Origin of the sequence: Haliea sp. (genome assembly GCF_040222615.1) — a bacterium.
Classification (GTDB): Bacteria; Pseudomonadota; Gammaproteobacteria; order Pseudomonadales; family Halieaceae; genus Haliea.
In genome coordinates this window covers 20,519-32,697 of sequence record NZ_JAVKCQ010000067.1, presented here as the reverse complement: position 1 = coordinate 32,697, position 12,179 = coordinate 20,519, and the positions used below count along the sequence as shown (strand labels likewise).

The following is a 12,179-nucleotide window of genomic DNA, read 5'->3' as shown; positions in this document are numbered from 1 at the left end:
TCACCGTAGCTGGCAGCCAGGGCCTGGCCGGCTTCATCCTGGATATCACAAAGGCACACCTTGCAGCCTTCGTCGATAAAGCGCGCCACCGCAGCAGCACCAATACCACTGGCGGCGCCCGTAATCAGGGCTACCTTTCCTTGCAAGCGCATCGTTGTCTCCTCGTAAAAAAAGGGCCGGGACAAGCCCGGCCGGTTTGGACTCAGTCGCTGCCGACCCAGTGGTAAAGCAGGTCGTCAGGATAGTGACGCCCAATGGTCTCGGGGGCGATATCGTCGAAGCCCTGGCTGTTCGGGGGCTCCAGACGTGTCCAGTCAGTCATGCCGGTACGCCGGGTTATGCGCCACTCGCCGTCGCGCAGGGCGAAATGGTCCAGGTAGCGGCCACCGACAAAATAGTCCATCTCGGTATCGCAGGCGTTGGGAGCCGCCTGCGGATCACCACGCGGACGCATGCGGTGGTATGCCGTGAAGTAGGTCTCCGCCACAGCGTGGTCGGGGGACGTGAGTTCAATCAGGGTATTGCCGAGTTGGTGGTGGGTGCGGGTATGGGTAGCAAGCACCCCCAGGGCGAACTCAACGAAATCCCGCGGACCGCCGTCGGCGGGCCGGGGAGCGTCAGGCGCCGAGGACGGCCCCTGATAGAAGTGATGATGCACCGAGTCCGGATGGAAGACGCTGCGCAGCAGCGTCTCATCGAAACGGTCCAGAGCGCGGGCGTAGCGGGCGATCACTTCCGTGATCGCCTGCTTCGCCAGCAGGGACTGCAACTGGTCGCTCATGTCAGCCCCGAGGATCAGTTGAAGTTGTAAACCACTTCCAGGCCATAAGTGCGCGGCGGACGGGTAGCGGCGTAGGACCAGAGGCCCGCCACTTCGTAGCCGTGGGTATAGCCATCCTCGTCCGAGAGGTTGCGCCCGAACAGGCTGAACTGCAGGTTGTTGATCTCGTAATTTATGGAGGCGTCAACAATGCCCTGGCTGTCATTCTCTAGCTCATCATTATTGGTAACGCTGGTATGGTGCGCACCAATATAGCGGTAGGAACCGCGGATCCAGGCGTTACCGCCCGCGACATCCCACTCATAGGTGGCATCGATGGTACCGGTAAAATCGGGAGCTCGACGGAATTCAAGGCCGCTGAAGTCCACGGTGGAACCTTCCGCGTCCAGGAACACGAAATCATCGTACTCGGAGTCCAGATACCCCAGGTTGGCGCGTACGCTGAAGTTCTCGTTCAGGTAGGCCATGGCTTCCAGCTCAATACCACGGATGGTCGCCGTGGAGGGGTTGGCCACCACAGTCTTCTGGCCGGTGTCGGTTTCACTGGAGGGCAACTGCAGCTCCTCCTGCTTGTCCTTGTAGTCCATGTTGAACACCGTCGCGTTCAGGCGCAGGCGATTGTCCAGCAGTTCGGACTTGATGCCGATTTCATAGTTGTCGATGGTCTCGGGATCGTAGGGCTGAAAGGCTTCCTCCACGCTGGCCACGCGACCGTTGAAACCGCCTGCCCGGTACCCGCGGGAATAGGTTGCATAGAGCATGATGTTGTCATCCATCGCGTAACGCAGCCCGACCTTGGGCGTAAACTCGTCCCACTTTTCGCTCGGGTGACTGGTACGGCCATCAGCCACCGTGAACACTTCACCGTACTGCTGCGATTCCTTTTCATCCTCGGTCCAGCGCCCACCCAGGGTCAGGGTCCACTGGTCAGTGAAACGGTAATCGGCCTCGAAGAACGCCGCCATGGATTCGGTCTTCTGCACCGTTGTCTGCGGGATGTCCGCAATCAGGCTGGTGAAGCCAGGATCGAGGGGAGCGCCGTTGGCAAGATCAAGGAAGCCAATGTAGGAACGCATGCGGCTCTCGTACTCGGAATCCCAGAAGAACAGGCCACCCACCATGCTGAAGGCACCGCCGTCATCCCAGGTCAGGCGCATTTCGTGGCTATCCTGCTTCCACTCACCCGGCCGGCGAGTGTGATAGAGCAGGTCCGGGGTACCGTCCCAGTCCTGCAGACTGTCTTCATCAGACTCCCAGCGGCCGAAAATATAGTCAAACCGCAGCGCATCGCTGATCTCCCAGCGCGCCTCGACAATGTGAGTGTCCGTGTCGAAGAAGGCTTCCATGAAGTTGTCGTTCAGCTGATCGCGCAGTGTCACGTTCGTGGTGAGATCCGGCGCTGGAGCCGGCTCTCCGCCACCACCGGCGACGCCGTTGCGGTCACCGGTAATGGTGGTGTTGTTGTTGGGCGAGCAGTAGTTGTAGAAGATACAGAAGGCCTGATCCGGGCGCGTCGCATTGACCAGCGCTGGTGTGTCCTGATCCAGGCGTTCGCGGATATAGGAGTATTCCAGCTCCAGCGTGTCGGTGGCGTTCCACAGGAAATTGGCCCCGAGCTGCTCGTAGTCCTGGCGACCCTGGTCGCCGCGGCGGGTGACGTTGTCGTAGTAACCCTCGCCCTGGTCGCGCTTTGACGCCGTCAGTTTGACCGCGAGGTCATCAGTAACGGCAAAGTTGAACACACCATCCAGGTACCAGGTGTCGTAGTTTTCAACGCCGGCGCGGAAGCGGCCGCCGAGTTCCCCGGTTGGCTGGCTACGCGTGATGTTGATGATACCGCCTACTGTGTTACGGCCGAACAGAGTGCCCTGCGGGCCCCGCAGCACTTCCACGCTGGCGATATCGATACCGCGCAACAGTGCGCCAGCGGTTGAACCGATAAACACGCCGTCGACGCTGACGCCAACTGCGGGATCGAAGTTCTTTTCAAGGTCCGCGATGCCCACGCCACGTACGTAGATTGCCGCGGTACCGCCGGGGCCCTGCCCGGTGTCATCGATGATCACGTTGGGGGCTATATTGGCCAGGTCCTGGATGTCGCGTGCGAACTGACGCTGGATTTCCGTCTCGCTGAGCGCGCTGACCGCGAGGCCCACGTCCTGCATGCTCTCTTCCCGCTTACGGGCGGTAACGGTAATCTCTTCCAGCATACCCGCCTGGGCGTTGACCACGGTCGGGGCCGACAGGCCCACCGAGGCCGCGGCGATGGCGGCAAACATGATGTTGCGTTGTGTTTTCATGGTGCGTCTCCTCGACGATATTGTTAATAGTTATTGGCGGCTTGCAGTATTTTGCCAGGGCCTCTCTCAGCCCTCCGGTGCCCTCAGCGGAGCACCGGGTATGGGGTTGAAATAATGAATCTTGACGTCGCGCCGGGTGATCTTCCAGCGTCCGTCCTCGCGTCGCACGGTATCAGTATAGGTCGCCCCGACGATCTGGCAGTCGGTATCGCCGGTCAGGGTGCCCACGCAGTCCACGTCGCAGACGCAGCTGGCGTTGTCCCCATCGCGGAACCGGATGACGTGGTTGGTGGACAGGTGGTGCGACTCCTGCCAGGCGGGCCAGAGGATATCCTGAACCGCTTCGCGGATACCTTCGTGGCCGCTGAAAGAACCAAAGGGCGGGCCGATATTCCAGACGCAGTCCCCGCTCCAGATGGACAGGAAACGGTCGAAATCGCGTTTGTCGAAGCCGTGACAGTAATCCGATGTCAGGTCGATAATGGCCTGCCGACTTTCCAGTTCGTCGATTCTTGCCACCAGGGCTGCCAGCATCACGCTGTCGTCAGCCATACGTCCCACCTCATACCATTGTTATCGTTAAAATATCCGCAGCAAACCGCGGCTGAGCAATGTTAACCGAGTTCGCTTGTTTGCGTCTAGCAAGTGTAGAGGTATTTCAGGCCGAGTCAAGCCATCAGCCCGGCACAATGCCGGGCCCCAGGGCGGTCGAAACCGGTTGCAGCCTGTTTCAGGCTGGAACAAATATCAGGCGACGACCCTGGCACAGCGGCAAGGCTGCGGAGTCGCCGGTGGGTGCGTATCGCACGCCACCGCCCCGGAACTCAGTCCCGCGGGCCAAAGGCGAGCAGCACATTCCCGGGCATGTGGAAGTAGATCCCATAGCCCGAATTGACGAACATCATGCCGTTGCTGAATACCGGGCCAGCGGCACCACCGAAAGAGCCTCCCCTGGCGGTACCGCCATCGGTGGTCTGGTATTCCCGCACGCTGTCGAATGACCACAGCACCTCGCCGTCGTTCCGGTCGTAGGCGCGCAACACCCCGTCCATGGCCCCGGCAACAACTGCGCCATCGATAGCCGAGGCCGCAGCGGACAGCCCGGGCTGGCAGAACTCGCGGCCCTCGCAGATATCCGCGTTGCGGTTGAACCACAGCACCTCGCCGCTGCGGATATCGACCGCGTACATGCCCGGGAACATCTCCCCCGGCCAGCGCGGGCCGCCGTCAAAATCCGACATCGGCACGTACAGCACATCCCCGTCCAGCGCCATGCCGAAATGGACACCGCCCTGGATACCGCCGCGCCCCAGCTTCTTGCGCCAGACAATTTCCCCGCCCTTGTCGGGGTCCAGGGCAAAGATCTCGCCGGACTTCTGCCCCGCCAGCACCAGGTCCCGCCCCTCCGAGCTGGTCGCGAGGATGGTCGCGGCGCCGAAGTCGTAGTCGGGGCCGTCCTCCGGCGGGCAGTTGATCCGGTCTTCGGTTTCACAGCCCATGTTCCAGGCATCACCGGCCGTCATCTGCTGGCTCCAGACGATGCTGCCGTCGTCGAGACTGAGTGCCAGAATGGCGTCACTGGTGTCGTTGGCCGGCGAGGAATAGTTCTCGCCGGTGCCGACATACATGACACCACGCGCGGGATCCAGTGCCGGCGTATTCCAGACCGGCGAACCCGAGGGCGCAATCCGCGCCGTACCCGCCGAGTTTTTCCCGACCACGGCGGGCTTCTCCGCAATCGTGTAGCTGGTGTGCAGTTTTTCACCGCTGCGGGCTGCGTAGACCGCAACGCCGCCGCGGAAGGTGCAGCAGGCGTAGCCGGGGTCTGCCGCAGCCGTCACTTCCAGCGAAGACAGGGGCACATACAGGCGGTCGCCGTGAAGCGCAGGGGACGCGGTCAGGGTCAGGCTGGGATGATCATCGGGCCGGTCGCGCCACACCAGTTCGCCGGTGACCGCGTTGAGCGCGTAGACGTTGCCCACCAGGTCACCAAAGTACAGCAGCGGCGCTGCGGTGGCGCCCTCTTCCCAGTCCGCCACGACAATACCATTGCGCACTTCCGCCACCGTGGCGAAGCGCCAGCGGATACAACCGGTTTCCCGATCCAGGGCGTAGACGGTGCCGTCCTGGCTGCCGACGAACAGGGCGCCGCCGGCAATCGCGGGCTGGGACCGGGCGCGCAGGGCGCCGGGGAACGCGAAGGCCCACTTCAGCTCCAGATTGTCGAGGTCCGCCGCGCTCATCCCCGCCAGCTCCCGATCATAGAAGCGGCGGTTGCCGGGGTTTACGCCCCAGCCCCGGGTATCCGGGCGCGCGGCGAAATCGAACCGTGCACGCTCGGCGCTGCACATGGGCGCTGCGCTCTGCAGGTGGGCTTCGGCCAGGCTCTGCCCGGACAGATATTCCGCAACCCGCTGCTGCTCAGCCGCGGTCATGTTTGCCGCCTGGGTCTGCATGACCCCGCCCTGCATGGCGCGCAGGATCGAACTCGGCGGCATGATCTGCAGCAGGCTCAACTGCGGCGCCTTGGCCACCCCGCCCTCATGGCAGCTGGCGCAGTATTGCTGGTAAAGAGTGGCGCCATCGCGCTCTGACGCGCTTCCGGTTGCGGCACCGGCAACCGCGCTGCCAGTTGCCACCAAAGCCGCTAAAATCCATTGCAGGTGTTTCATGCTGTCTTCTCCACGCGATAGCCCGAACGGGGAAAGTGAACCACCACCTCTCCCGCCCTGGGATCTGTACGACGAACGGCGATATCCTCATGGGTGAGCCTGACCAGCTCTCCCGCAACCGGCACCGCGCCATAATCCTCCGGCGTTACCGCCACTTCCATCCCGGCTGCAAGGCCGGGCATTGCCTCTTCCATTACCAGTATCTCGGCAGTGGACCGTTGCTCCCTGGCAATCGCCAGGGCGGCACCGGCATCCAGTTCGCGGCGGTCACCGTGACCCAGCGCGGCGACCCTTTGTTCCCACGCACCGATATGGGGAAAACCCGACAGCAGGTTATCGCCATTGCGTATATTGCCCCTGCACATCCACACCGGGAAGTAACCCAGGATGTCGGCCCAGGAGGGCTCGGCACCCAGCAGGTAGTCGCGCCCGTCCGTCAGCATCGTCTCCAGCAGCTGCAGCTGGGCACTGAACTGGGCATACAGGTGCGGCAGGTCGCCGGGCAGGGAGGCAAAATCAAGGAAACTGAAAAATGCGCTGCGATCCTTCAGGATCGCTTCCGGCAGGTCGGTATTGGTCCCCATCGACAGGCCCGCACCGGGCCGGAAAAAGGCCGCGTCACTCCAGCTGGCCAGCGCCAGGCACAGGCCCTTGCTGCCCTGCGGGAACAGCGGCCGAGCCGGATGCCGCCGTTCCAGCTCGCTGGCGATACGCTGGGTATCACAGTAAATATCAGCGCCGATCTGCAGCACCGGGGTCTTGCGATAGCCGCCGGTCAGCGCGGTCAAGTCAGGCTTGGGCATGACCACCGGAATCTCTACCGAGTGCCAGGCCAGGCCTTTCAGGCCAAAGGCCAGCCTCACCTTCTCGGCAAACGGCGAGATGTCGAAGTGATGCAGGATGTAATCCATCGGCTGTGTTTATCCTTTATTTTTTAACTGGTACCGCAAAAAAAGGGCCGACAAAGCCGGCCCTCAAGCACCGCAAACACCAACCCGGACGCCGCCGGATTCCACGCTCCGACCGGCCGCCTGTCGATTCTACTTGCCCAGCCGGCGTTCCAGCTCGACATGAAAATGCCGCAAACGCTGCTCCTGCTCGCTCCAGAGCTGACCGTCAAAGCCCCGGGAACGCATGCCCTGCTGCACTATCGGCAACAAAGAGGCGTCCTGGCTGAGCACCAGCCCCAGATTGGCGTTCTCCTCAATACTGTAATATTCGCTTGCCGGGCGCTGCTTGCCGGTGGTGTCGGTACCCTCGGGCAGACCCATCCAGGCCGGCGGCTTGTAGCTGCCGTCCGCCACCGGGAAGATCAGGGTCATGGTGTCGTAGTAGAAGCGCTCCGGGTCCGTCTCGTGAGGCAGGAACCGCATCAGGAACACCGCCTCCGGATGGCAACCGATCTGGACATTGGGGAAGATCCCCGTGGCCCAGCTGTCCGACAGCTGGCCATCGACAAACCGCTCGTATTCCAGCCCCAGCCGCTGGGCCCGGGCGCGCTTGCCTTCCTGGATGGCGCGGCGCACATCGGCAGCGGTGCCGGTAAAGCCGGAAGGATCAATACCCGCGTCCTCCAGCATCATCTTCAGACCCTCGCTCACGGTGGTCTGGTCGTGGATGCGCGGGCTGGGCTGCCCCAGGGGCACAATCATGCGGCTGGCGCCGTTCGGATACAGGTCGTACTGCACGTTCAAGTCGCCCATGACGCCGCGGGTCTCGGGGTGCACCGCGTGCAGGTGGTAGCTCTCGTAAAAGGCTTCCACCCCCACTTTCCAGTTGGCGCCCCACTCGCTGCGGACATGGCGCACCACCTTCATCTGGTCGAGGCGATAGGCCTCGAGGTAGCCCTCGGGCAGGCCGATGGCCTCCCGCAGCGGGCCGGGATTGGCGTCCATATTGATAAACACAATGCCCGCATGGCTGTCGCAGGCTACCGGCTTGAGGCCGGGCCGGTGGGCGATCACTTCCGGCTTGAAGTACTCCTCGTCGGTAATCCGGCGCAGCTCGCCGGTGTGGTGGAAACTCCAGCTGTGGAAGGGGCAGACAAAGACCTTGCGATTGCCGCGCTCCTCGTGGACCAGGCGCGCGCCGCGATGACTGCACACGTTGTAGAAGGCCTTGATACCTTCCTCGGTGCGGGTCACGATAATGGACTCGTTGCCAATGTCGAACAGGAAGTAGTCGCCGACCCCGGGAATATCTGCTTCTACCCCGGCAATGAGCCAGCTGCGCGTCCAGATCTTGTCCCACTCAAGCGCCATGTAATCGCGGCTGAAATAGCCGTCCTTGCTGGCGATATCCACGCCGTTGTCGAGTTCCGGCTGTTTCGATTCCAGAGACTCCACCGGGGCATCCGGGTTGATGACTGCTATGGGAATTCCCTTCGCATTCATGGCTGCTCTCCTCTATTTTTTATCGAGTGTGAAAACCGGCAGGGTTATGCTGTCCGACCAGGCCGCGAAATCAACCAGGACTGGCGCCCCCACCGCCACATCTTCCGGGGCGCAGTCGACGATGTGGCTCATCAGCGCAGGCCCCTCTTCAAGAGCGATCAAGGCAACCACGTAGGGCGCCTCGTAGGCCGCCGAAATCGCTCGCCGCACCACGGTAAAACTGCTGACCCATCCACGCCCGCTGGCGGCGGTCCAGCTGAGATCACGACCGTGACACTCGGCACACATGATCCGCGGATAGAACTGGTAGCTGCCACAGCTGCCGCAGCACTGCAGGCGCAGTTCGCCCACCCGGCAGCCGGCGATGTAAGCTTCCGCCAGGGTGCCCGGTGCCGGTTGGATTTTCTTCATGTCAGCCGACCTCCCTGCCGAGAATCAGTGTACTGTGGCTGGACATGATCCCGCCCTGGGCGTGCAGCAGGCCGACAGCGGCATTGGCAAGCTGACGCTCCGCCGCGGTGCCCCGCAGCTGCCAGACCGATTCCGTCAGCGCAAACATGGAGCCGGGATTACCCGGGTGGCAGTGGGACAGCAGCCCGCCGTGGGTATTGACCGGCAGGGCTCCCCCGGGGCCGATGCCGGCGCTGGTGATGAAGTCGCCGCCTTCGCCCTTGGCGCAGAAGCCGAGATCCTCCAGCTCCACCAGCACGGTGGGCGTGAAGCAATCATAGAGCTGCGCGAAATCCATATCCCGTGGTCCCAGCCCGGCCATGGCGTAGGCGCGCTGGCCCGATTCCACCGCCGCCGAGGTGGTCAGGCTGCGAGCCTGGCTGATGTGCTCGTGGCTATGGCCCTCGCCAATCCCGAGCAGGTACACCGGCGCCGGGGATAAATCCCTGGCTCGCTCGGCGGAGGTCAGGACGATGGCGGCGCCGCCATCGGACACCAGCGAACAGTCCAGCAGGTGCAGCGGGTCGGCGATCATGCGCGAGGCAAGCACATCGTCGACGCTGATCAGGTCGCGCATCTGTGCCGCGGGATTGCGCGCGGCATGCGCGCGACAGGCCACCGCCACCGCAGCGAAATGCTCCGCTGTGGTGCCGTATCGGGCCATGTGCGCCTGTGCGATCAGCGCGTAGTAGGCGGGCACCGTCGGGCCGTAGGGCTGCTCGTACTGCGGGTGCCCGGTGGCGGACTGCATCAGCATGGCCTGGTCGCGGGTGAGGCCGCTGCGCAGGCTGTCCGCCATCGCGATCACGATGGTGTCCGCCATCCCGGTAGCGATCGCCGACGCGGCGTGATGCAGGACTGAAAAAGTGGTGCCGCCACCGGCGCCGGCGGCGAAACAGTAGCGGGGAAAGATCTGCAGGTACTCGGCGATGGCCTCCGCGTGGTAGAGCATGGGCTGGGACATGCTGTTGCAGGTCACCAGGCCATCCACCTGGGTCTTGTCCAGACCGGCGTCCGCCAGTGCCAGCAGAATGGACTCGACGCAGAGCTCCGTTGCGGTGGCGTCAGGCACAATCCCGACCCTGGTGTCGGCGGCCCCGACAATGGCCACCTTGCCACGCAGACTGTCCATCAGCGCTCCATCATCGCGGTGGCTACCCCGGGGGTAATGACCTCGCCGGCCTCGTTCTTGATAAATACCTCAATCTGCACTTCTCCGCTCGCCGGGTCCACGGCGGTGACCTTGCCGCCGGAGTAGAGTGTCTCGCCAATGTAGCTGGCCGCGCGATTGGAATACTCGATGCTGGTCAGGCGGCCCGCGTTACCGAGCCACTCCTCCACGCACTGGTTCAACCAGTCACCGAGCATGGGGCCGGCAATCACCAGCCCCGGATAGCCTTCGACTTCCGTGGCATAGGGGTGGTCAAAATGGATCCGGTGCGCGTTCCACAGCGCCGCGTTGTAGAGGAACAGCTGTACGTTGTCCGGTTTCAATTCGCGCCCGGGCAGCTCGTCGCCCACCTGCACATTTGCTCCCGCCAGTCTCTCGGTCAGTGCCACAGTCTTTACCTCAGAATTCTCGTGGTTTGCTCGCGGATCACCTGCTCACCCGCGTCATTGGCAATCCGCAAGTCCGTTTCATAGAAAATCAGCGGTCCGGAGCGACCGTGCTTTTCGTAGATATTGGTCAGGGTCCGGGTCGCGGTGAGCCAGTCCCCGGGATACACCGGCTTCAGGTAGTCGATCTTGAGGCCACCCGCCATGGCCCGCTCCAGCGGGAATTTCGGCAACAGGGTGTCGATGGACACGCCGTCGGGGGTCAGGTCCTCCAGCTCCACCACGTCCCAGAACAGGGCGACGTGAAACATGGGGGGCGCCTGGTCGCCGTCAAGGTACTTGCGCTGACGGTTGCCGGTGGCAATGGCGTACTTGCGGATGTCCCGCCGGGTCACCAGCTCGCGGTGCGGCGCGCTCTGGCGCCCGATGTTGGCGAGCAGCTCGTCACTGAGCAGCGTGGTCATACTTTTCTGTCTCCCGTGTTCCAGTAAGGGTCGCGCAGTTCACGTTTGAGGATCTTGCCCGTCGGCGCTTTCGGCAGGCTGTCGACGAAATCCACCGAGCGCGGTTTCTGATAGGACGCCAGGTGCTGGCTCGCGGTGGCGATGATTTCGGCCTCTGTGGCACTCATCCCCGGCTTCAGCACCACGACGGCCTTCACCGACTCGCCCCACTCGGCGTCCGGGATGCCAAATACCGCGGATTCGAGTACCGCAGGGTGCTGGTGAATGGCCGCCTCGACCTGGGTGCTGTAAATATTCTCACCCCCGGAGATGATCATGTCCTTGGCGCGATCGACGATAAATACATACCCGTCTTCATCCCATACCGCCACGTCCCCGGTATACATCCAGCCATCGCGCAGGGTCTGCGCGGTCAGGTCCGGTCGCTGCCAGTAGCCGATCATATTGGCCTCTGACTGCACCAGGACCTCACCGGGCGTGCTGCTGTCACGGGGGACGGTGTTACCGTCGGCGCCCACCAACTTGATGGTGGTCATGAACCCTTCCCGACCACAGGAGCTCAGCCGCTCGGGATGAATGCCGGCAATGGCGTTGGCATGGTCCTCCTGGGACAGGAAGCTCATGGTCATGCCTTCGGTCTGGCCGTAACCCTGGATGAGGGTACAGGGAAACGCCTCCAGCGCCGCCTTGACCACGCTGTGCGGCATGGGACCGCCGCCGTACTGGATATTACGCAGGCTACTGAGGTCGTAGTCGGCAAAGTTGTCCACCGCCATCATCCAGTTGAGCATGGTAGTGATACCGAGGAAGGCGGACACCCGCTCGCGCTGAATCACCTCCAGCGCCAGCTTGGCATCAAAGTTGATCAATACCAGCGGGCAGCCGTGGGCCATGTAGTTCATGGCCAGCCCGACCGGGATATGAAACATCTGACCGGTCAGCATATAGACATCGGAGGGCACGATGCGCTCGGCGACGGTCTGGTTGATCATGCCCGCGAACAGGGAGCGATGGGTGTGCAGGGCGCCCTTGGACTCGCCGGTGGTACCGCCGGTGTACAGAATGAGCACCGGGTCGTCGCCCCCGACCGAGGCGGACTGGGGGGGCTCCCCGGCGCTGGCCGCGGCCAGCAGGGCTTCGTAGCTGCCATCGCTGCCCGCACCGAAACCGAGGCAGCGGGGAATGCCCGCCTCCGCCGCCAGACTTGCCGCGAGTTCCGCATACTCGCTGGAACAGACCAGCACCCGGGGCTCGCCCCCGGCGGCGATCTTGAGCAGCTCGGGGCCACCGAGGCGCCAGTTCAGCGGCTGCACGATCAGGCCTATGCGCGCGCAGGCATAATAGATCTCCATATACTCGATGCAGTTCTTCGCCAGCACAGCCACGCGCTCGCCCTTGCCCAGCTGCAGTTGCGTTGCCAGCCCGTTGCCCAGGCGACGCACACGCTCGTCCAGTTCGCCATAGGTCATGCGCCGATCATTCGGCACATCGATCAGGGCCTCCCGGTCAGGTGCCAGGCGGGCGGTCTTCGCGGGAATTTTTCCAATGTTCACCAGGCGTCC

Annotated in this window: 12 protein-coding genes; all 12 read right to left on the bottom strand. The window is 63.2% G+C overall.

Going from position 1 to position 12,179, the window contains the following annotated elements; translation table 11 throughout:
* On the bottom strand, positions 1–152 hold a 152-nt coding region (locus tag RJQ10_RS06100), incomplete at its 3' end, for an SDR family NAD(P)-dependent oxidoreductase (protein WP_350144671.1).
* Positions 153–202: 50 nt separating this feature from the next.
* Positions 203–781: a nuclear transport factor 2 family protein gene (locus RJQ10_RS06095; RefSeq protein WP_350144669.1), complete on the bottom strand. Its 579-nt coding sequence runs from the start codon at positions 779–781 to the stop codon at positions 203–205.
* A gap of 14 nt (positions 782–795) precedes the next feature.
* Entirely contained in the window at positions 796–3,081 is a 2,286-nt protein-coding gene (locus tag RJQ10_RS06090) for a TonB-dependent receptor (RefSeq protein ID WP_350144667.1), read from the bottom strand.
* A 66-nt stretch (positions 3,082–3,147) separates the two neighbouring features.
* On the bottom strand, positions 3,148–3,633 hold the full coding sequence (locus tag RJQ10_RS06085; protein ID WP_350144665.1) for a nuclear transport factor 2 family protein: 486 nt from the start codon (positions 3,631–3,633) through the stop codon (positions 3,148–3,150).
* A gap of 272 nt (positions 3,634–3,905) precedes the next feature.
* Positions 3,906–5,753, bottom strand: coding sequence for an outer membrane protein assembly factor BamB family protein (locus tag RJQ10_RS06080; RefSeq protein WP_350144663.1), 1,848 nt, complete (start codon positions 5,751–5,753; stop codon positions 3,906–3,908).
* Positions 5,750–6,664 carry a glutathione S-transferase family protein gene (locus RJQ10_RS06075; RefSeq protein WP_350144661.1) on the bottom strand — a complete coding sequence of 305 codons (915 nt, stop codon included), beginning with the start codon at positions 6,662–6,664 and terminating at the stop codon, positions 5,750–5,752. Before RJQ10_RS06075 ends, RJQ10_RS06080 begins: the two co-directional genes overlap by 4 nt.
* Before the next feature lie 129 nt (positions 6,665–6,793).
* Complete coding sequence (locus RJQ10_RS06070) at positions 6,794–8,146, bottom strand: aromatic ring-hydroxylating oxygenase subunit alpha (RefSeq protein ID WP_350144660.1); 1,353 nt, start codon at positions 8,144–8,146, stop codon at positions 6,794–6,796.
* 12 nt (positions 8,147–8,158) lie between these two features.
* The gene (locus RJQ10_RS06065) at positions 8,159–8,557 is read right to left on the bottom strand and encodes a Zn-ribbon domain-containing OB-fold protein (protein ID WP_350144658.1); all 399 of its coding nucleotides are present in this window, start codon (positions 8,555–8,557) and stop codon (positions 8,159–8,161) included.
* 1 nt (position 8,558) lies between these two features.
* Positions 8,559–9,728 carry a thiolase C-terminal domain-containing protein gene (locus RJQ10_RS06060; RefSeq protein ID WP_350144656.1) on the bottom strand — a complete coding sequence of 390 codons (1,170 nt, stop codon included), beginning with the start codon at positions 9,726–9,728 and terminating at the stop codon, positions 8,559–8,561.
* Positions 9,728–10,156 (bottom strand): hotdog family protein, encoded by a 429-nt coding sequence (locus RJQ10_RS06055; RefSeq protein WP_350144654.1) that lies wholly within the window; start codon positions 10,154–10,156, stop codon positions 9,728–9,730. Before RJQ10_RS06055 ends, RJQ10_RS06060 begins: the two co-directional genes overlap by 1 nt.
* 5 nt (positions 10,157–10,161) lie before the next feature.
* Positions 10,162–10,617 carry an FAS1-like dehydratase domain-containing protein gene (locus tag RJQ10_RS06050; protein ID WP_350144652.1) on the bottom strand — a complete coding sequence of 152 codons (456 nt, stop codon included), beginning with the start codon at positions 10,615–10,617 and terminating at the stop codon, positions 10,162–10,164.
* The gene (locus RJQ10_RS06045) at positions 10,614–12,170 is read right to left on the bottom strand and encodes a class I adenylate-forming enzyme family protein (RefSeq protein WP_350144651.1); all 1,557 of its coding nucleotides are present in this window, start codon (positions 12,168–12,170) and stop codon (positions 10,614–10,616) included. The genes RJQ10_RS06050 and RJQ10_RS06045 overlap by 4 nt, the downstream gene beginning before the upstream one ends.
* Between the last annotated feature and the right edge of the window lie 9 nt (positions 12,171–12,179).